Raw genomic sequence first — 20,381 nt, forward strand, 5'->3', positions numbered from 1 at the left:
GTACGGCAGCCGTGAGGCTCGTGTGCAAACGCACACGCCTTTAAACCCTGTCACCGTAGCCGGACGAAGGATTGTAACACGGGCAGCCAAGCAGAGCGCCCTGCCCTGCGAGGTCAAAGGCGCTCGACACGTTGGCAGCGCCCGTTCTCGGGCGTTCGCAGTCGTGCTGGTTCCCTGCACTCATGCCTCGTTAAGGCGAGCCGGTCGAGAAAAGCAACGAATGCGACAGCAACCGCGCGTACCGCGAAGCGGTGCTGCCGCCCGTATGCGAACAAGACCGTTTTCGATGCCCTCGTCCTTGGCCTTCAGTTGGGTCGAGAAAACGGCAATGACGCTTATGGCCTGGGCCTCACCGCAAGGTTCACATGCCCAGTCTCGCTCATGACCATTATGTCAGCGTCATGCGGCACCCACCTGGCGTACCGAGCGGTGTCACCGCATGATGTCTCATTCATCGAAGCTCACAACAAACAAAAGCTGTCGCCTTTGAACGAAACCTGTCGCGTATCGAACACGCGAACCATCCAAAACCCTGGCGTTTTTCGTGTGCGGCTTGATCTCAAGGCAAAATGAGAAGGGAGCGCGAACCAAGGTCCGCCGGCAAATTGGGTGTCAGGCCGCAGCTGCATCGCCAGGATGGCACGCCACTTGCGTATGCAACTGTGGAAGTCGTTGTGAGGGTCTCCCCACAACTGACGGACATAACTTTGGCGGTTGGCTCACAAAGGGTGAACTAATGTGCTTTATTGCAGCAATTCATATATTAATAAATGCCAATATTATTTGATAATATGATTTAGCTTCATCGCCTTTGTTGTTGAACCGTTGCCATGACTGGTTCGTCGCGCTGCGGATGGCGCAGCGCATTGCGCCTCATTTTTAGATCGCAGGGATAAGCGGAGGATCCGCTCTTCGACGTCCTTCCTCTTTTATATGTTTGAACGGAGATCAAATGAACTTCACGAGTCTTCTTCTCGGCTCAGCTGCGACCCTCATTGCCGTTTCCGATGCCCGCGCCGTCAACGCCGAGCCAGGCGCGGGCGAATACGTCAAGATCTGCGACGTCTATGGCGCAGGCTTCTTCTATATCCCAGGCACCGAAACCTGCCTGCGCATCGGCGGCTATGTCCGCTATGACACCGCCTTGGGTGACGTCGGCTCGTTGGATGGGGCAAAGGCAACCGACCACGAGGACGGCAGCACCAATGCAACCTGGAAGAAGAATGCCCGCTTCACGGTGAAGACCTGGACGAACCGGGAAACCGAGTTCGGCACGTTGAAGACCTATACCGAAACCCACATGGATTTTGGTAACCTCAACGATTATTCGGATCCGGGCAGTACTCAAAACTATGCCTCCAATAGAGATCTCAGCCTGACTTTCGCCTGGATCCAGCTTGGCGACCTTCGAATCGGTAAGGACTGGTCCGCCTTCGACATGTTTATTGGCTATCCCGGCAACGTGCTCAATCAGACGCTCGTTCCCTACGGTGATCTCGAAACCAATGTCATCCAGTACTACTTTGGCGCCGGTAACGGCTTTTCGGCCGTGGTCTCGCTCGAAGAAGGCGAAGGCGTGGCCGGCACCATCGATAGCTACGTACCGCACGTGGTCGGCGGCCTGAAATACGCGCAACAGTGGGGCGCAATCACCGGTGTTGCCGCTTACGATAGCAACTACGGATCTGTGGCTGGCAAAATCCGCCTCGACGTCAATATTACCAACGAGCTGTCGCTATTCGGAATGTTCGGCTACGGCTCCAATGGCAAGCTCAACGACGATTCCACTAACGCAATCGACGCTCACGGCCGCGGCTTTTACAAAACCTGGGGCGGCAACTGGGCTTTCTGGGCTGGCGCCACTTACAAGTTCAACGAGACGACTTCGTTCAACCTTCAGGTCTCGGGTGATCAGCTCAAGAACTATGGTGTCGCTATGAACGTCGCCTATACGCTCATTCCAGATTTCACGGTCACTGCCGAGGTCGACTATGACCACTGCGGCGACTTCGGGGTCGGCATGGTGGATCCTTCCAACGTGAACTGGACTAACGCTGACAAAAACAACAGCGTCGGCGGCATCCTGCGTTTCCAACGCTCGTTTTAAAGGACGAAGAGTTGCATCCGCTTAATTGAGCGCCGCAAGGCGAGATTGGAAGCCTCTACCACAGGCCGGATGACGTTCGAGATCCGGACATGGGGCGATTCTGCGGGCGACATTCATGCTCGGGCGCTCATACCGCGGGATGCATGAGCCTGTCGATCCTGCAAGGAAGTCCAGCGTCGCCGTCGGCTCAGATACGTCGTTGCACGTGGGTTCGTCACCGATCCGCCGCATGGCGGCGTTCGACCGTGGGGAATCCCGACCCGTCCAGCATTACTGAAACCAAGTTGCCCTCCGAAGGCAGAGGTCCCAACTTCTTGTCGGGTGCGCCATTTTTATACCGCCGCAGGGTCCAGCTTTATCAGGTAGTTTGGTGCCAAATACTCGAACGAAGCGTCCGCCTGTTCAAACACCGCCTTCATCATCGCGGTTACCGCATTCTGAACCGGCCCATCCCCTGCGATAAAGTCATGTGCATGGTCTATCCCAATCTCGGATATTGCCTTTTCGTGACCGGCCTTGGATTTTAGTAACGTGGCGGCGCGGTGGACGAAGCCGCCCTGGGCCTGGGCAATCCCGTCGGTTATTTCGACGATACCACCCGGACCTCCGGACCTAATGAATAAGGCCGATTTGCCTTCATAGTTTGCAGGGTCGCCATTACCACTCTGAGCGGAAGCGGCATACGCGGTGAGGAACCGTGTCGCGAACTCGGTCAGTTCCTTGTCCTTCATCTGAGGTTTGATTCTTTCCGCGGTCATGCACATCCATCCGATCAACCGGCGCAAACAGCCTCTAGCCACGGTTCAACACCGCCGTGAGTTGAGCCACTAGTTTCTCACGGGCTTCATGCGGGAGCTTGTCTAAATTCATCTGCTTCCACCGCACGGCTGGCAGCGCTTCAGCACCGTCCACGTTCAGCAGCGACCAATCAGGTTCGCCACGCTTAAATCCAATTAGGAAGTCTTTGTGATCCTTTGGCATGCTTCCCACTACCGTAGCGATTAACATTTCGCGTGCGGTCAACAAATCAACAAGAGCCACAGGCTCTGCCGTCATGCCATCGAACCCTTGCTCGAACTCCTTCGCAATGTCTTTGCGGCGCGGGACAATGACCTCTGAAATCGGCCTGTCATGGCTGATGAGATAGACAACGAAGGCGCGGCGCAGATCATCATCGATCCCTTCGTTTGCCAGCAGATCGCGAATATCGAAGAGATCACGCGGGTGCTGCCGGTCGAGCGCCGCCATTATTTTGCCCGCGTAGAGATCGGAAAATGAGACGACATGTGTTTCGGCATATCCGAAGGCGGCTTCCACGGCGGGTGATACTGAGCGCACGGTTGGTTCAAAGACGCAGCCGCGCAAGACCGGGGTGACTTCGATCTTAATCTGCGCATCGGGTCTTTGAACCGTCAGCTTGGTCACGATCTTTTCGCGGACATTCTCCACTTCAGTTACCMGCAGTCCGCGCAGCGCGGCGCGAATCGCTGTCGCTACGCGTTTCATTGCAGCGTCGATTGCAGCCAGTGACTCCGGTCTTGGCGCGACAGGCAGATAGGTCAGATCGATATCAACAGACAGGCGCGGCATATCCCGCACGAAAAGGTTGATGGCTGTTCCGCCTTTCAGGGCAAATTCTTTTTCACCGGCCACGAATGGCATGACCTCGACGAGCAGTGCCACCTGGCGCTGATATTGTTCAGACAGGGGCACCGATATCCTCCGGTATTGTTATGAGATATTTCGGATCGAGCTTTCCGMCCTTGACGAGCATACGTTTGCCCGTGCCGAGATCGAGGGAACCGCGATCTATCTGGTTGAGCCAGACATGATTGTGCCGCTCGGCAAACCAGAAAAATAGCCGCTTGACCTTAACGCTCTTGCAGTCGGCAAGAAGGCTTTGGAGCCGTTTCGGACTTAATGTACGCAGGCCGTCGACGAGCATATCAACTTGGTGAAAGCTCTCGCGGTTTGGCAACTCGTCCAGCAATTCGAGCAGCGCACGTTCGGTCGTCGAGACTTTCATAGGCCAGTCTGACGATCCCGGTAGCTCGCGTATCGAGCCAGTAGCCGATTTGAACAGAACCTGTGAGCGATGAAACCGGAACGTCTGTTTCAGGGGAAGTTTTGCAAGCCAGCTGGGGGGCGCCTTGGTGCCATATAGATGTATCTTCGAGAGGCCGGACGCTGACACGTAGTGGCTGAATCCCTGAAGATCTAGGGCGGTGCGCCCGCCTACGATCAGATCGCTTCCGAGCAGCTTTTGCAGAGATACTATGACCTTTTCCCAGGTCAATTCGCCAAGGGGCCGCTTGTAGGTGCCACGCGCCGGCTGAACCAGCCATCCCGCCGAGACGTATTGGCTGCGCAGGCTGGTTGAATAGCCGTGACGCTCCATCCAGCCCGCATCGACAATGAGGCCCTCGGGTAAGGTGCGTTCTAGCTGGTTTAGCTTTCCGTCATTTTGCTTAGTCATACTTAGTAAAATAGCACATATTCAAACCAAACTCAAGGTTTGCAAATGCCGCTATCTGCGTAGCCATACTTAGTAAAAACCAATAACTTCAAACCAGCTTACCCTATGGGCCCCCTCTCCCGCGCCGATAGTCTTTTGGCCGGGTCTGCTTTCGCGATGGCGGCGAGCGTGCTGGTCAGATATGCTAAGGGATCGACGGCACTAATGCAGATTTATGCCGACCGTCGAACTATGCCGAGCGCCTCTTCTGATGGGGACGGTCCGCGCGCGCTCCCGGCCAGTCCCAGCGGGGAACTGGTGGTCGACACTCGGCATAGTTCTCATTCTCAAAGGGCATACAGGAATTCCGCAAGCCGGTCGTTTGCTCGAAATCGCTCGGCCTTGACGCGTTCGTACGGCCTCAGCTTGCGAGGGCGGATTCCTTCAGTTTCAAGATGTGCATGAAAATACGTCAGCGCCGTTTCGATCGCCTTATGGCCCAGCCACAGGGCAATGACAGAGCAATCGACGCCCGCCCCTGTAGCAACTCCATGGCAGCGCTGTGTCTCCTATGTCTCGATCGATATAGGAGACACACCTGTGCCATGCACACGCTGCAGGCGACCGGGATGTCCGTAAGGTCTCGCTCTGGCTCGGACGCGCCAGCCTCCAAAGCACGGAAATCCACCTGCGGGCCGACCCGACCGAGATGCGCCGACAACCCAGATGACGCAGTATTTCCGGGCAATGGCGACGTCCCGAGCGCCCTGAAAAATCGTGACCGTCAAAATCGGTCTCGCCAACGCTAGGCGGTCAGTCAGGTAGGAAACCGCTTTGCCGGGAACCTCAGCCGTCGAGGTGGCGAAATATGCGAAGGCTGCGAAAAACTTCGGCTGCACCGCCAGTCCGAGCCTCGAACCGACCGGCTTGGCATTCACGAATTCGATGTCGGCAAACGAAAGGCTCCATTCCTTGGCCAGCGACCCGGGCGAAACACGCAGATCTCAGGAAGGTTCTAGAATCCATTTTCGGCAAAGTCTGGCTTGGAGCATCAATTTTCAGGGAGTAGGTTCATTTTTCATAGTCCCTGGCCGGTTTGAACAGGAATTCGAGAGAAGAGCCCAATTTTCATGGCGGCGGCGCCCGCACGCCGAATTCCTCTATGCCTGCGTTCCACGAACCATCGAACGGGATCTTCCCAACGAAACCGCGTTTCTGCAGCGCTACGATCAGTTCCGGCAACATGTGGATGCCTTTATCGACATGCCCGAGCGGCTGATCGATCTGCTCTTCCGTTTCCTCTACCAGAACGGCGGCCAGCTATCGAACCGCGCCCGCGAAAAGGAATTCGCCGCGCTGACGAATGACGAGGCAGAGCGGATCGAGGAGATCTACGCGCAAACCTTTGGTGCCGATTGAAGGCGTGATCATCGCAAGCACCGAACTTTCAGTCCGGTGATTTGACAATCTTCTTATCCCTTCCCCGCCCTCTACTCGTGCGCGCGATTTGTCGCCGCCTTATGCGCGAACTTTTCCCGCAGTTTGATCAGCAGCCGATCAGCGCCGCGGTCTGCCCGCTGCCTGAAGGCGCTTGACAAAGCGGCGCTGGCCCGGTCAATTCGCAAGCATTCACCAGGGGAGTCCCGGCAAGGGGCTGAGATACTGCTGGCTTTGCGGCGCAGTGACCCGTTGAACCTGATCCAGTTCATACTGGCGTAGGGACGGTGCAAGCGCTTTACGGGAGTTCATGCCCGAAGACCTGTCTCGGCAGGTAAACCGAAGCGTCTTTTCATCCTTCCGGCACAGAACTGGGTCTCCAATGCAACGAGCAAAGGAGCCTCAAATGAATGCCTTGACCCCCACCGTATCGACCGGACCGCTGCCGGCGTCGCGGAAGATCCACAAATCCGGCGCCCGCCATCCGCAGATCAAGGTCCCGATGCGCGAGATCGCCGTTCACCCAACTGCCGGCGAGCCGCCGGTGACGGTCTATGATCCATCAGGCCCCTATACCGATCCCGCGATTGAAACGGATATCGAAAGGGGTCTTGCCCGCGTTCGGCAAGACTGGATCGTGGCGCGTGGCGATGTCGAATCCTATGACGGCCGCCATGTCAGGCCGGAGGACAACGGATTTGCGGCAGGAGAGCGCCTGACGCGGGAGTTTCCGATCCGCAACCGTCCGCTGCGGGCCAAGGCCGGCAAGGCGGTAACGCAGCTTGCCTATGCGCGCGCCGGGATCATCACGCCCGAAATGGAATTCGTTGCCATCCGCGAAAACCTCGGCCGGGAGATCATGCGGAACGGGCTGCAACGGGACGGCGAGGCGTTCGGCGCATCGATACCGGATTTCGTCACGCCGGAATTCGTACGCGACGAGGTGGCGCGCGGCCGCGCGATCATCCCCGCCAACATAAACCATCCCGAGAGCGAGCCGATGATCATCGGCCGCAATTTCCTGGTGAAGATCAACGCCAATATCGGCAATTCCGCCGTCACGTCCTCGATGGCCGAAGAGGTCGAAAAGATGGTCTGGGCGATCCGCTGGGGCGCCGACACGGTCATGGATCTGTCGACGGGCCGCAACATCCACAACATTCGCGAATGGATCGTGCGCAACGCCCCGGTGCCGATCGGCACGGTGCCGCTTTACCAAGCGCTGGAGAAGGTGGGCGGTGTCGCCGAGGATCTGAGTTGGGAAGTCTATCGCGACACGCTGATCGAGCAGGCCGAGCAGGGCGTCGACTATTTCACCATCCATGCCGGCGTGCGGCTGCATTACATCCCGCTCACCGTCGGCCGGGTTACCGGCATCGTCAGCAGGGGCGGCTCGATCATGGCGAAATGGTGCCTGCACCATCACCGCGAGAGTTTCCTTTACGAGCATTTCGACGAGATCTGCGACATTGCCAGAGCCTACGACGTCTCCTTCTCGCTCGGCGACGGCCTTCGTCCCGGCTCGATCGCCGATGCCAATGACCAAGCCCAATTCGCCGAGCTGGAGACGCTTGGCGAACTGACGAAAATCGCCTGGGCAAAGGACTGCCAGGTGATGATCGAAGGCCCTGGCCATGTTCCGATGCACAAGATCAAGCAGAACATGGACAAGCAGCTCGCCGTCTGCGGCGAGGCGCCCTTCTACACGCTGGGGCCGCTGACGACGGACATAGCGCCGGGCTACGACCACATTACGTCCGGCATCGGCGCCGCCATGATCGGCTGGTTCGGCACGGCCATGCTCTGCTACGTGACGCCGAAGGAACATCTCGGCCTGCCGGATCGCAATGACGTCAAGACCGGCGTCATCACCTACAAGATCGCCGCGCACGCCGCCGACCTTGCCAAGGGGCATCCCGCGGCGAAGATCCGCGACGACGCGCTTTCGCGGGCACGGTTCGAGTTCCGCTGGGAAGACCAGTTCAACCTGTCGCTCGATCCCGAGACGGCGCGCTCGCTCCATGACGAGACCTTGCCCAAGGAGGCGCACAAGCTGGCCCATTTCTGCTCGATGTGCGGGCCGAAATTCTGCTCCATGCGCATCTCCCACGACATTCGCGCGGAAGCGCAGAAGGAGGGGATGGCGGCAATGGCGCAGAAATATCGCGCAGGCGGCGATCTCTACATGCCGGTCGAAACGCCCGGAGCGGAAGAACAGGCTTTGGCGCAGAAAGACCAGGAGAGGCACTGAGCCATGTGCCGCGTCCTTGTCAAAGGCGCCGGTGTGGCAGGCCTCACCGCCGCCCATGAATTGGCCGCGCGTGGTGCGTCGGTCACGGTTGCCGAAATTCGCAGCCGGATAGGCGGCAATGCCTCCTGGCTCGCCGGCGGCATGCTCGCCCCCTGGTGCGAAGGCGAAAGCGCCGAGGAGGCGGTTGTCACGCTCGGCATAACTTCGGCCGACTGGTGGGAAAGGGCACTGCCCGGACTCGTGACAAGGGCCGGCACTCTCGTTGTCGCCCATGCGCGCGACGCCTCCGAGCTTGCCCGCTTTGCGGCTCGTACGCGCAATTGTCAGTCCGTCGACGAAGAGGCGATTGCCACCCTCGAACCCGATCTTGCCGGCCGCTTCCGCCAGGGACTCTTCTTTGCCGGTGAAGCTCATCTCGATCCCCGGCGGGTTCTCGAAGCCCTCGCCGGCAAGCTCCGCGCCATGGGCGTCGTATTTCTCCTCGAGGCAGGCGAAATTGCCTGTTCCGACTTCGATCAGGTGATCGACTGCACGGGCATCGCGCGAAGCGACGACGACCTGCGCGGCGTGCGCGGTGAAATGCTGCTCCTGCGCACACGTGATGTCTCGCTTGCCCGGCCCGTGCGTCTCCTCCATCCGCGCCATCCGATCTATATCGTGCCGCGGGCCGATCATCACTTCATGGTCGGTGCGACCATGATCGAAAGCGACCACGATGGGCCGATCACCGCCCGTTCGCTGATGGAGCTCCTCAACGCGGCCTACGCACTGCATCCGGCGTTCGGCGAGGCCGAAATCGTCGAGACAGGAGTGGGCGTGCGTCCCGCCTATCCCGACAATCTGCCGCGGGTTAAGCGTTGGAAGGACGGCACGATCACGATCAACGGCCTTTACCGGCACGGTTTCCTGCTCTCACCGGCCATGGCCGAGCAGGCTGCCAGCCTTCTCTTTAATGCATCTGCCGACAATTGATCTGTCGGCCTGGAGTTTGACAATGAAGCTGATCGTCAATGGCGAAGCGCTTGAGGTCGAGGCGACGACGCTCGCCGCCCTTTTGAAGGAGCTTGACTATGAGGGTGGCTGGCTCGCCACCGCGCTCAATGGCGATGTCGTGCCCGCCGCAGCACGCCCTGAATTCCGTTTGAGCGACGGCGACCGGATCGAAATCCTGTCGCCCATGCAGGGAGGCTAGCCGATGTTCGATCTTCTCGGGACAAAGTTGGCCTCGCGCCTGCTGCTGGGCACCGCCCAATATCCTTCGCCGGCGATCCTTGCCGAAGCGGTCAAGGCGTCGGGCACCTCGGTGGTGACCGTCTCGCTGCGCCGGGAAACGGCCGGCGGCAGGGCCGGCGAACAATTCTGGTCGCTGATCCGTTCGCTCGGTGTGAGGGTGCTGCCGAACACCGCCGGCTGTCACTCCGTGAAGGAAGCCGTGACGACCGCCAAGATGGCGCGCGAGGTCTTCGGCACGTCCTGGATCAAGCTCGAAGTGATCGGCAACCACGACACGCTGCAGCCCGACGTGTTCGCTCTGGTCGAGGCGGCACGCATCCTTTGCGAGGACGGCTTCACTGTATTCCCCTACACCACCGACGACCTTGTCGTCGCCGAGCGGCTGCTCGAGGCAGGCTGCAAGGTGCTGATGCCGTGGTGCGCGCCGATCGGTTCGGCGCTCGGACCGATCAACATCATGGCGCTGCGCGCGCTGCGCGGGCATTTCCCCGACGTTCCGTTGATCGTCGATGCGGGGCTCGGACGACCATCGCACGCGGCAACCGTCATGGAACTCGGCTTTGACGCCGTGCTCCTCAACACGGCGGTCGCCAAGGCTGCCGATCCGGTGGGCATGGCGCGGGCTTTCAGCAAGGCGGTCGATGCCGGTCGCGAAGCCTTCTGTTCGGGGCTGCTCGAGCCGCGCGACGTCGCCGTGCCATCGACGCCTACAATCGGCAGGGCGGTATTTTCATGAAGCTCGATCCCTTCTACCTGATCGTCGACAGCGCCGCCTGGATCGAGCGGCTGGTGCCGCTCGGCGTCAGGCTGGTGCAGCTTCGCATCAAGGACATGGGCGAGGACAGGCTGCGGGCGGAAATCCGCAAGGCAAAGGCCTTGTGCGCACGACATGACTGCCAGCTCATCGTAAACGATCATTGGCACCTCGCGATCGAGGAGCGCTGCGACTTCGTCCATCTCGGCCAGGAGGATCTGCAAGCCGCCAACCTCCAGCAGATACGGGCAGCCGGCATCAGGCTCGGACTGAGCACCCACGATCATGCCGAACTGGAAACGGCGCTGGCAGCCGAGCCCGACTACGTAGCGCTTGGTCCCGTCTATCCGACCATCCTGAAGAAGATGAAATGGGCGCCGCAGGGGCTCGAAAGGGTTCGAGCCTGGAAGGACGCCGTCACACCCATTCCGCTGGTCGCCATCGGCGGCCTCAATCCCGAGCGGCTCGACGGCGTTTTCGCGGCCGGCGCCGACAGCGCCGCGGTGGTGACGGACATAACGCTGAACCCGGATCCCGAGGCGCGCACCAGGGAATGGATCGAAAAGACGGAGGAATGGCGCTGAGTCAAAACATGAATGTGCTTGTCGTTGGCGGATCGGATTCCAGCGGGGGCGCCGGAATTGCGCGCGATATCGAAACGATCTCTTCAATCGGTCTGCGCACTTGCGTTGCTGTCACCGCGGTAACGGTGCAGACGCACCACGCCGTTAGGGATATCCGTCACATGCAACCCGGCCTGGTGGCCGATCAAATGCGGGCGGCGTTGCAGGCCAACGCGGTGGCGGCCATCAAAATCGGCATGCTCGCAACTGCGCAGATCATCGCTGCCGTCGCCGCYGTGCTGCGCGAAAATCCGCGCACGCCGGCAATCCTCGATCCGGTGCTGGCTTCCTCGTCGGGCAGGCCGCTGCTGGAATCGAGTGCGATCGACGTCATGAAGCGTGATCTCATGCCGCTTTGCCGCTTGGTCACGCCCAACCTCATCGAGCTGGCGGTGCTGACCGGCTCGGAATTGGCCGCGGGCGACGATGACGCGCTGCGGCAGCAAAGGCGATTGCTTGCGGAAGGGCCGCAGGCGCTGCTCATCAAGGGCGGCCACGCGGAGGGGCCGAGGTCCACAGATATCCTGTTGAGTCGCGGCCGGGAACCCATCCGCTTCGATATGCCCAGGCTTGCCGGATCGATGCGCGGCACTGGCTGTATCCTGGCCAGCGCTATTGCGGCGTATCTGGCGATCGGGGATTCGATCGAGAAAGCCGTGCTCCAGGCCAAGCTTCTTGTCTTCGAAAAGATTTCGAAGAACCCCGTGTGAGGATCGGGCTCGCGATAGTCGCCCCTGCTTCGCCTCGAAGGATCATGTTCGCCGGCCGGTGTCTCATGACGAAAGCATCTGGATCCAGACCGCTTTTGTGGCTCTGGTTCGTCCATTGGTGAATGATTCTCGGTTCGGGCGACAATAAGCGGCGGGAGCTAGACGTGCAGTCCCCGAGCGTAATGGCGCATCGTCAAACCTCAGTCGACAGGGTGAGGATGCCCTATGGCAAATGTTCTTCACGGCAGCGCCCATACGACGCCGGTTTTGGAGCCGACCGCAATGGCTTTCCTCATCGATACAAAATTGGCGACGATCCTTGAGGCTCGCAGAATATGAGCAAGGTGGCGGGCGTATATTGAGCTCCTGAGCTGGCACCGAGGTTGGCAGGCACTCCTGATCAATGATGGCCACGCCCAGGACTTCCAATCGGATCATATCCCGTATGATGCCGCCTGCCGCTTCCTCGTCGGCCTCAATGCCACTGACTAGGATACCGTCAGACTGAACTGTCGTTGGCCTCCGCACCGCGCGCCAATAGGGGCCCGCTCGAACTGGCACCCTTCGTCAGCATTGCGCCCATGCCGACTTAGTTTTGCTCATTTCCCATATCAAGAGGTGGACTCATTGATCGATCCCGATGACGCCGCCAGCCCGAAGTCGCAAAATCCAGCGTTCGAAGGAACCTAGGTTTCAAGTTCACGCCTGAGCGACGACTGCGCAGACCTGCAGAGAGAGACAATTGGACGAGCACAACCCCAAGGAAGAACCGATCGAGACCGTATTCCGGAACGGCACGATCACCGTCGTCGGCATATTGCTGGCGTTTTCGCTGGGTTTCGTCACACATTGGGCGGCAAACCCGGTTCCGTGGCGACTTTACGACCTGTTCGCAGTGGTCCCAATCCTGGTCGGCATAGCCTCGCAGATGCGGGCGCTGTCGCTGTTGCTCGACATGAGTTCACTGCGACGCCACGTCTACGAACGGGCCAACCGCATTTTCATGGCCGGCCTCATCCTGACTGCATGCGGCGTCGGGCTGGCAATTCTGCTTGACGTCTTCGAAGTGGCGTCGACGGTCACGCTGCCTGGAGCGTAACGAAGGCACCACCATTAAGCGCTTTCACGCCCTATGCGTTCATCTCAGCGCGGTTGCGACTGCTGGCCCGATCTTGTCGAGCACGTCTTCAAAATCCAAAAGCCGCAGGCCCGTACCACGATCGATGCGCTTCGAAGGAAGGGGGTTTTTGGCATTCTTCCATCCCTACCATTTGCCCCAGGCGACGGTGCCCCGTTGGTTTGAAACCAGGCGACTCGGCCCATCTTGACCGGCATCTCGGCAAGCAGGAATTGCAACAGTTTCTTCAAAGAAAATCATAGACTCTTAGCAACCCGAAATCGCTGAGAATGGTAGGATTGTCTCAACGTCTCAGGTCAGCCAGAGGACTCAAAACCGCGGTTCTTCCCATTCTGCGACTGCCGAACCGCACGAAACCTATGACTAGACGTGAATAGCAAGAAGAGTTGCCATCGTGGGTTGCTCCAACTCAATCACTGCTGGTTCAAAACAATTACACGCGTGGAAATAAGTACGTATCCTCGCGATCTCGAAAGTGTCCGGTCTGTGATATAAGCGATGAGACAATATCGGTTCGAAAGTTGCTGGTCTGCGGAGAACGCCCAATGACAAATTCAGTGCAACGAGTGTCCATTCTTTCCATGCGGCTTGATGCAGAACAATGATGACACTGGTCAGTCGCCTACGGGCGGCAGCGCATTTTGATCGTCTTCGAATCCTGGGCCTTTGCGCGCATGCGAATCTAACGGTCTGCGAGCTGGCAGACATTTTGGGACTGCGTCGCGATCGCGTTGTGGGACACGTCCGGCTACTCGCCAAAGCCGACTTTCTTTGCTGCGACGAACAGCGCCCGTGGCGCTCCTACCAACTCAAAACAGGAGATAAGGACGGCGGCCTGGTCCAATTGCTAGTCGATCTCCTGCCCCACTGCGATGGCTATCATGAACGAGACCTACAACGACTCGAAGCGATACAAAACGAGCAGCCGAAGGGGACAGCCTGCTTGATCGTGAAATAGATCGACCCAATTGGAGCGCGAGCCCATGATGGATAACTCTGACCAGCGCGGCATCGCGCAGCCCGAGACTTACGGACGCTCTTCCTTAGCCTCGGTTGATAGCTGCGTCCACGAACTGCTCCTGAGACAAGAGCGACAGGAGCGCACGACGCTCAAACTAATCGCTTCTGAGAACTTTGCCTCCTCGGCAGTGCTCGAAGCGACCGGGTCGATTTTCACAAACAAATACGCCGAGGGGTACCCGGGTGCGCGCTACTATGCGGGAAACGAGATCGTCGATGAGCTTGAGAACCTCGCCATCGAGCGCTTGAAGAAACTATTTGGAAGCGAACACGCCAACGTCCAGCCCTATTCCGGCTCGCCGGCCAATCAGGCTGTCTATCGCGCGCTTTTGAAGCCCTGCGACAAAGTCATGGGCTTGCCCATTCCGGAAGGGGGTCATCTGACTCATGGTTGGGCTATCAACTTTTCCGGAACCGACTACCAACGAGTCCCCTATGGGCTAGACGAAAAGACCCAGCAAATTGACTATGACCTCTTGCGCGAGACAGCTAAGCGGGAACGGCCGCGGCTCATTTGGATCGGCGGAACTGCTTATCCGCGTGTCTTTGACTACGCGGCAATGGCAGAAATTGCTCGAGAGGCGAACGCCTATCTCGTGGCCGACATTGCGCACATCAGCGGCCTGATTGCGGCAGGTGCGCATCCGAATCCGGTACGCCATTGCGACGTCGTCAGCAGCACCTCTCATAAATCGATCCGCGGCCCTCGCGGGGGATTCATTTTGTCGAGGAATGAGGACCGTTATCAGGCCTTCTGTCATCCGAAAAGCAAATACAATCTCGCCAGGCGGATTGATCGCGCGGTCTTCCCTCACCTGCAGGGCGGGCCACATATGAATGTTATCGCTGCGCTAGCAGTCGCCTTACAGGAAGCGGCGACCCCGGCATTTCGTATCTACGGGCAACAGACCGTCAAGAATGCCAAGGCTCTGGCCGAGGCGCTGCTTGAGCGAGGTTATGACCTGGTTACCGGTGGGACCGACAATCACATGCTCATCCTCGACATGCGCGATCGACCACTGTCGGGCAAGGCCTATGCCGAGCGATTATCAAAGGCAGGCATCATTACGAACTTCAATATGGTGCCGGGGGATCCGCGCGATCCGGCGGTCACAAGCGGAATTCGCTTGGGGTCGCCAGCAGTGACGTCAATGGGCATGCGCGAGGAGGAAATGGTGCAGATCGCTGCCTTTATTGACCTGGTCTGTCGCCAGCCCAACGATCCGGATGTTCATGCCAGCGTGCGAAAAGACGTTGCCGAGTTATGCGCTGCATTCGAGGTCCCGGGCATCACCGACAGATAAAGCGGGCTAAGAAAAATGCCCATGCAAACTCCAACACCCGAAGCGAGGCATTTCATGGCTAGGCAGTTCGTTTTCTCTTCCGAATCGGTTGGCGCGGGACACCCGGATAAGCTCGCCGACAACATCTCGGACGCAATCCTCGACGCAGTCTTGCGCTTCGATCCGAAGGCGCGCGTCGCTTGTGAAGCCCTGGTGAAGACATGTGAAGCCTTGGTGAAGACAGGAACCGTCGTTCTGGCTGGCGAGATTACCAGCGATGTGACGGTCGACTACGGCCAAGTGGCCCGCGATACGATTGTTGATATTGGATACGACGATGAGGCGGTTGGCTTTGACGGCCGGCGTTGCTCCGTCATTCATGCCCTCACCGAGCAGTCGCCCGACATCAGGCAAGGGGTTGACGAGGGTCGAGGGCAGGATCTCGAACAGGGAGCGGGAGATCAGGGCCTCATGTTCGGCTATGCATGCCGCGAGACCGATACTTTGATGCCGTTGCCGATCCAGCTCGCCCACGGCTTGACGAAAAGGCAGGCGGATGTCCGCAAGGGCGGACAGCTAAGCTGGTTGCGCCCTGACGTGAAATCCCAAGTCTCCGTGCGCTATGAGGGCCTGCGCCCCGTCGCCCTGGATACCATCGTCGTGTCGACGCAACACAATGAGCAGGTTTCGCAAGAGACGGTTCGCGAGGGGGTTATTGAAGAAATAATAAAGCCGGTCCTGCCGACCGACCTGGAAACGAAAGACACCAGAATTCTGGTCAATCCAACGGGACGGTTCGTGGTCGGGGGCCCCCGCGGCGACTGCGGCCTTACCGGACGCAAAATCATCGTCGATTCCTATGGTGGAATGGGACGTCACGGTGGCGGCGCCTTTTCAGGCAAGGACCCATCCAAGGTTGACCGCTCGGCTGCCTATGCCGCCCGATATGTCGCGAAGAATATAGTGGCAAGCGGACTCGCGGACGTCTGCGAGGTGCAGCTTGCTTACGCGATCGGCGTGGCCAGTCCGGTTTCTGTCATGGTCAATACTTTCGGGACAGCAAGGGTCGAGGAAAGAAGGATCGAGCAGCTCATTCCTGAGTTGTTCGACCTCAAACCGAAGGGCATTATCAAGATGCTTGATCTGTTACGCCCGATTTACCGCAAGACTGCGACCTATGGTCATTTCGGTCGCGAAGAGCCCGAGTTTACCTGGGAGAGGACTGACAGAGCCGACGACTTGCGGCGCGAGGCAGGGCTCGCCGCACCTTGAAATCCGGCGCCAAAAGGACGCTGCAACATCCGTCTATGACAAGACTTCGGCCGGCCGGCATGGAAGAAAGCCGGGGTCCGTTGGCGGACCAAGAAAGCCATCGATGGTGAATTGTGACCTGCTTTAAATCGGCGAGCCATTGTCGAAATCATCGCGCACGACGCGGATTTTCCCGAAAGCAATGCGCTRGCAAGTCGCGATGATCCTCGTCGACACCCTGCGCGCCGAGCTGCTGATTTGTGAGCGTCACGATGCAGCCCGCATCTGACCTGCCTCTGTCGACCAACTACTCAACGGTGCGGGGCTCGTGACGCTTACGGTGATTTTTGCAACGCTCTTTTGCCGTAGCAAGTTGCCGCCGCAACACTGACGCATAGTCTGTCGCCTCGGGCAGCCAACTCGCCCAAGGGTCTTTTCCGATCATTTAGGAAACGGATACGTCTCATCCAAACAATCGATTTTACCAATCCAGGAGAACCCCGCATAGTCCGCTCCCGCGATGCCCCGCGTACCGACGCAATAATCACCGCTGAATGCGCACGAAAAGCAAGTTGCATGACCGCTTCGTGCAATTGGTACTTTCTGCGCGGATAAAAATTCGGGTGCCGACCTCGAATTTATCGGGCCGTGCCGGAGATCTACTAACGATTGGATTCGCCCTGATGACGAAAATGACTGCCTCGATGTTCCGACCTGAAGCTCGCGCAGCTTGAACGATTCGCCGGAGCAAACAAATGCAAATTCTCGATTTTAATCATATATCGCAGATCTTCGTGGACTCGCTCGAGCTGGTGGTGGTCTTCGCCACCATCTGCGCCGCGCTGGAGTTCACCTTCCCGGCCTATCGATACAGTCTTGCCTCATACGCTCGAGGCGTGCGGAATTGGCTTATTCGACTCGGATTGGGTGCGTTTGTTTGGCACTTCTTCGCTGTTGGTCTGGCGTGGCTAGGAGTAAAGCCGCTGGTAACGATCAACTTCGCAACGATGCTCCACTCTGACAACGCAATCGTCAGCAGTGGATTGGCGGTCCTTTCCGGCGTTTTAGTCGCGATTGCTGGCGATTTCTTTTACTATTGGATGCACCGGGCTCAGCATGCTGTTCCATTCCTCTGGCGGCTTCACGCTACGCACCATTCGATCCGCGAATTGACGGCATGGAATTGCAATCATCACATCTCCGAACCACTCGTTTACGCGGCGCTGGTAGCACTGCCACTCGCTGTGATCCATTTTGAATCTGGCGTGGTGCCCATCGTTGCCATGACGCTGATTACGTTCCAGGCCCATCTTTCGCACTCCAGTACCCGCATCAATCTTGGGCCGCTTCGCTATATCATTGGCGACAACAAATTCCACCGCATCCACCACTCGATGGAAGCGGATCACCGGCACCGAAACTATGGGTTTTTCACAACCCTCTGGGATACGGTTTTTCTAACGGCATACTGGCCAAAAAAGAATGAGTGGCCGGAGGTTGGCATGCGAAACCAGCCCGAGCCGCTGACCGTGCGGGATTACATTATGTTCCCATTCGATCGACGTCGCTGGCGTAAACCAAAAGTCGGAAATGCTGTGGAGGCCAGGGATTAGACGAGTGGAGGCTTACGCCTTGTACCTGACTGTCAGGCCAGAAAGCCAAGGATGAATGCATATTTGGAACATCGCACGGATACCCGACGAGCCTCCACCTAACGAGGACTGTTGCGCCTGAGCGGCAGCAGAGTAGGGAATTTTCCTATCGCGCTGCCGCGTTGGCGAGATTGACCGGAAATGGTCGTGTCCAGTCGCGTGACTTTGCCGGCGCTGCACCGTCAGCCAGCAATCCCTCTCGGGCTTCCGCGCGCTCTGTCTAAGCGGGCAAGGTGGGCACCTGTTATCTGCTTCACGACACGGTTTATCCACTGAGACCAGCCAGACGGCGTGAGTGCAAACCGGTCAAATAGCCGTTCTGCACCGCCCCGTCGCGCGGTACCATCAGCCCGCACCACCTCGGATCGTCTCCGGCATAGCGTTGCATTTCGGTTGAGCATTTTTACAGATCCTTCCCGAAAATTCACAGAGGCTTTGCAATACCAAATCGCTAAAAATGGTAGGAATCCCAAAGGCTGTTTGAGGGCAGCGAGGTCAAGCCGGGTGCATTTATTTCCGGTCACAAAGCCGCGACTTATGAGCACTTCGGGCGCGAAGAGTCTACTTGGGAGAGGCCGGCACTTACGGCACGATGCAAGGCTCGCAGCGCCGCGAGACTCGTGCCGAATAGATTGGCATGCGGAAAGCCCATCCCAAATGATCGCGCCCGGCCGGCATGGCAGAAAGCCGGTACTCGTTGGCGGAGACATTGATGCCGGAATATGACGTGCTTTGCATCGGCAATGCCATTGTCGACATCATCGCGCAGTGCGACGAGGCCTTTCTCGAAACCAACGGCATCATCAAGGGCGCGATGAACCTCATCGACACCCGACGCGCCGAGCTGCTCTACAGCCGCATGGGGCCGGCGATCGAAGCTTCAGGCGGCAGCGCCGGCAACACGGCGGCGGGCGTGGCGAGCTTCGGCGGCCGCGCCGCCTTCTTCGGCAAGGTGTCCAACGACGCGCTCGGCGACATCTACAGCCATGATATCCGCGCCCAGGGGGTGGCCTTCGACACCAAGCCACTGCAAGGCGAGCCGCCGACGGCGCGCTCGATGATCTTCGTCACGCCGGACGGCGAGCGCTCGATGAACACCTATCTCGGCGCCTGCGTCGAGCTGGGGCCGGAGGACGTCGAGGCCGACAAGGCGGCCGGCGCCAAGGTCACCTATTTCGAGGGTTATCTGTGGGATCCGCCGCGCGCCAAGGAAGCGATCCGGCAGACCGCCAGGCTGGCGCATGCGGCCGGGCGCGAGGTGTCGATGACGCTGTCGGATTCCTTCTGCGTCGACCGCTACCGCGACGAGTTCCTGGATCTGATGCGCTCGGGCACGGTCGATATCGTCTTCGCCAACAGCCACGAGATCAAATCGCTCTGCCAGACCGCTTCGTTCGAGGACGCGCTGGCTGCGATCCGCAAGGACTGCAAGATCGCCGCCGTCACCCGCTCGGAAAAGGGCTCGGTGATCGTGCGCGGCGACGAGACCGTCACTATCCGCGCGACCACGATCAGTGAACTGGTCGACACCACTGGCGCCGGCGACCTCTATGCCGCCGGCTTCCTCTACGGCTATACGAGCGGCCGCAGCCTCCAGGACTGCGGCGACCTCGGCTCGCTGGCGGCCGGGCTGGTGATCCAGCAGATCGGCCCGCGGCCGCGCCAGAACCTGCGCCGCGAGGCCGAACAGGCAGGCCTGCTGTAGGGGCGTGCCAAGGACCAGCTTCCTTCCTCCTAGTGAAAGCTGTTTAGGAAAGCGCGAGCAAATCGAAATGTCGCATGTGCATTCCGTCGAGGGTTCCCCTTGGCGTTTCTGGTCTAGTTGCCGGAACTCAGAAACGGGTTGGCGCCGCTTACCGGTGGCAGTTTCAGGTGATCTTTGATATCAGTCGGCGCGCGGACGCCCACATTCGCATACTGCAGCATGCGACTAGCCTCGCAGTTCTGCTGGCGCGCCACCCTGGCTCGCGCCCCAATCGGTCCGACCAAAGGCCCGGCTCATTTGTCAATTTGGCCCGGTCACCTACAGCGGCCAAGGTCTGGCTTCATGTAGCCAATCTCACTTACCGCGTGCCGAATTAAACATCTTCACGATCGAAAAGTTCGTCCTCTACGCGACTTAGAAATCACTCCGTCAAAGTGCGTTCACATAATGACATAAACATTTCTTTATGCGAGATTGACACAAGAGCTGACTGCTGTGATTGTGTCCAAGCCATGGTTCTCCGTACGGCGCTGCCGCAGCGGAGCTAAGAGGAAGCCGGTGCGATGCCGGCGCTGCCCCCGCAAGAGGCGAGCCGACCCCACTCATGTCACTGAGGCGAACAGCCTCGGGAAGACGGGTAGAGGCTATGACCCCGAGCCAGGAGACCTGCCACGGCGAACTATTGTCCACGGGCGGGGTGTCTCGGTGGCCGCTGCGGCCCGGCGTTCGGACCGGCCTACTGGCGCCTTCGTTGTCCCCCAC

The 20,381-nt window shown here is 58.9% G+C and carries 16 protein-coding genes and 2 riboswitches; of the genes, 13 read left to right on the forward strand and 3 right to left on the reverse strand.

Annotation, left to right across the window (positions count from 1 at the left end):
• Positions 1-952: 952 nt before the first annotated feature.
• Positions 953-2,107 carry a porin gene (locus LCM4577_RS19385; protein WP_071072905.1) on the forward strand — a complete coding sequence of 385 codons (1,155 nt, stop codon included), beginning with the start codon at positions 953-955 and terminating at the stop codon, positions 2,105-2,107.
• Between the two features lie 332 nt (positions 2,108-2,439).
• Here the strand turns inward: LCM4577_RS19385 and LCM4577_RS19390 are convergent, their stop codons facing one another.
• From LCM4577_RS19390 to LCM4577_RS19400, 3 genes are read right to left on the reverse strand one after another with little or no spacing between them, the layout of a single operon-like run.
• On the reverse strand, positions 2,440-2,865 hold the full coding sequence (locus LCM4577_RS19390; RefSeq protein WP_131803482.1) for a hypothetical protein: 426 nt from the start codon (positions 2,863-2,865) through the stop codon (positions 2,440-2,442).
• Positions 2,866-2,899: 34 nt separating this feature from the next.
• Entirely contained in the window at positions 2,900-3,820 is a 921-nt protein-coding gene (locus LCM4577_RS19395) for a nucleotidyl transferase AbiEii/AbiGii toxin family protein (protein WP_198541061.1), read from the reverse strand.
• Entirely contained in the window at positions 3,807-4,583 is a 777-nt protein-coding gene (locus tag LCM4577_RS19400; protein WP_071072909.1) for a type IV toxin-antitoxin system AbiEi family antitoxin domain-containing protein, read from the reverse strand. The genes LCM4577_RS19395 and LCM4577_RS19400 overlap by 14 nt, the downstream gene beginning before the upstream one ends.
• A gap of 813 nt (positions 4,584-5,396) precedes the next feature.
• On the opposite strand from LCM4577_RS19400, the gene LCM4577_RS19410 reads away from it, so the two are divergent.
• The 12 genes from LCM4577_RS19410 to LCM4577_RS19465 all read left to right on the forward strand — a co-directional run bounded on the left by LCM4577_RS19410 (position 5,397) and on the right by LCM4577_RS19465 (position 19,619).
• On the forward strand, positions 5,397-5,981 hold the full coding sequence (locus LCM4577_RS19410) for a hypothetical protein (RefSeq protein WP_071072912.1): 585 nt from the start codon (positions 5,397-5,399) through the stop codon (positions 5,979-5,981).
• A gap of 205 nt (positions 5,982-6,186) precedes the next feature.
• Positions 6,187-6,302: riboswitch (TPP riboswitch) on the forward strand.
• A 103-nt stretch (positions 6,303-6,405) separates the two neighbouring features.
• Entirely contained in the window at positions 6,406-8,250 is a 1,845-nt protein-coding gene (gene thiC / locus LCM4577_RS19415; RefSeq protein WP_071072914.1) for a phosphomethylpyrimidine synthase ThiC, read from the forward strand.
• 3 nt (positions 8,251-8,253) lie between these two features.
• Entirely contained in the window at positions 8,254-9,222 is a 969-nt protein-coding gene (gene thiO, locus LCM4577_RS19420) for a glycine oxidase ThiO (RefSeq protein ID WP_071072916.1), read from the forward strand.
• A 22-nt stretch (positions 9,223-9,244) separates the two neighbouring features.
• A complete protein-coding gene (gene thiS, locus LCM4577_RS19425) occupies positions 9,245-9,442 on the forward strand; it encodes a sulfur carrier protein ThiS (RefSeq protein WP_040970504.1) in 198 nt (65 codons plus the stop codon).
• 3 nt (positions 9,443-9,445) lie between these two features.
• Complete coding sequence (locus LCM4577_RS19430) at positions 9,446-10,219, forward strand: thiazole synthase (RefSeq protein ID WP_071072918.1); 774 nt, start codon at positions 9,446-9,448, stop codon at positions 10,217-10,219.
• Positions 10,216-10,821: a thiamine phosphate synthase gene (locus LCM4577_RS19435; RefSeq protein WP_071072919.1), complete on the forward strand. Its 606-nt coding sequence runs from the start codon at positions 10,216-10,218 to the stop codon at positions 10,819-10,821. The genes LCM4577_RS19430 and LCM4577_RS19435 overlap by 4 nt, the downstream gene beginning before the upstream one ends.
• Complete coding sequence (locus LCM4577_RS19440) at positions 10,791-11,570, forward strand: hydroxymethylpyrimidine/phosphomethylpyrimidine kinase (protein WP_371410061.1); 780 nt, start codon at positions 10,791-10,793, stop codon at positions 11,568-11,570. The genes LCM4577_RS19435 and LCM4577_RS19440 overlap by 31 nt, the downstream gene beginning before the upstream one ends.
• Positions 11,571-12,312: 742 nt before the next feature.
• Positions 12,313-12,669: a hypothetical protein gene (locus LCM4577_RS19445; protein ID WP_071072923.1), complete on the forward strand. Its 357-nt coding sequence runs from the start codon at positions 12,313-12,315 to the stop codon at positions 12,667-12,669.
• Positions 12,670-13,694: 1,025 nt separating this feature from the next.
• The gene (glyA, locus tag LCM4577_RS19450; protein ID WP_071072954.1) at positions 13,695-15,032 is read left to right on the forward strand and encodes a serine hydroxymethyltransferase; all 1,338 of its coding nucleotides are present in this window, start codon (positions 13,695-13,697) and stop codon (positions 15,030-15,032) included.
• A gap of 54 nt (positions 15,033-15,086) precedes the next feature.
• Entirely contained in the window at positions 15,087-16,283 is a 1,197-nt protein-coding gene (gene metK, locus LCM4577_RS19455) for a methionine adenosyltransferase (RefSeq protein WP_071072925.1), read from the forward strand.
• Positions 16,284-17,017: 734 nt separating this feature from the next.
• Positions 17,018-17,875, forward strand: coding sequence for a sterol desaturase family protein (locus tag LCM4577_RS19460; RefSeq protein ID WP_071072927.1), 858 nt, complete (start codon positions 17,018-17,020; stop codon positions 17,873-17,875).
• A 751-nt stretch (positions 17,876-18,626) separates the two neighbouring features.
• On the forward strand, positions 18,627-19,619 hold the full coding sequence (locus LCM4577_RS19465) for an adenosine kinase (protein WP_071072929.1): 993 nt from the start codon (positions 18,627-18,629) through the stop codon (positions 19,617-19,619).
• Positions 19,620-20,115: 496 nt separating this feature from the next.
• Positions 20,116-20,308, forward strand: a riboswitch (cobalamin riboswitch).
• Positions 20,309-20,381: the final 73 nt, after the last annotated feature.

Origin of the sequence: Mesorhizobium sp. LCM 4577 (assembly GCF_001854795.2) — a bacterium.
Classification (GTDB): Bacteria; Pseudomonadota; Alphaproteobacteria; order Rhizobiales; family Rhizobiaceae; genus Mesorhizobium; species Mesorhizobium plurifarium.

Excerpts from the sequence above, each read along its gene's own strand:
- LCM4577_RS19385 (WP_071072905.1), top strand. The coding sequence starts at position 953 with ATGAACTTCACGAGTCTTCTTCTCGGCTCAGCTGCGACCCTCATTGCC.
- LCM4577_RS19430 (WP_071072918.1), top strand. The coding sequence starts at position 9,446 with ATGTTCGATCTTCTCGGGACAAAGTTGGCCTCGCGCCTGCTGCTGGGC.
- glyA (WP_071072954.1), top strand. The coding sequence starts at position 13,695 with ATGGATAACTCTGACCAGCGCGGCATCGCGCAGCCCGAGACTTACGGA.
- LCM4577_RS19390 (WP_131803482.1), bottom strand. The coding sequence starts at position 2,865 with ATGACCGCGGAAAGAATCAAACCTCAGATGAAGGACAAGGAACTGACC.
- metK (WP_071072925.1), top strand. The coding sequence starts at position 15,087 with ATGGCTAGGCAGTTCGTTTTCTCTTCCGAATCGGTTGGCGCGGGACAC.
- LCM4577_RS19465 (WP_071072929.1), top strand. The coding sequence starts at position 18,627 with ATGCCGGAATATGACGTGCTTTGCATCGGCAATGCCATTGTCGACATC.
- thiO (WP_071072916.1), top strand. The coding sequence starts at position 8,254 with ATGTGCCGCGTCCTTGTCAAAGGCGCCGGTGTGGCAGGCCTCACCGCC.
- thiS (WP_040970504.1), top strand. The coding sequence starts at position 9,245 with ATGAAGCTGATCGTCAATGGCGAAGCGCTTGAGGTCGAGGCGACGACG.
- LCM4577_RS19435 (WP_071072919.1), top strand. The coding sequence starts at position 10,216 with ATGAAGCTCGATCCCTTCTACCTGATCGTCGACAGCGCCGCCTGGATC.
- thiC (WP_071072914.1), top strand. The coding sequence starts at position 6,406 with ATGAATGCCTTGACCCCCACCGTATCGACCGGACCGCTGCCGGCGTCG.
- LCM4577_RS19460 (WP_071072927.1), top strand. The coding sequence starts at position 17,018 with ATGCAAATTCTCGATTTTAATCATATATCGCAGATCTTCGTGGACTCG.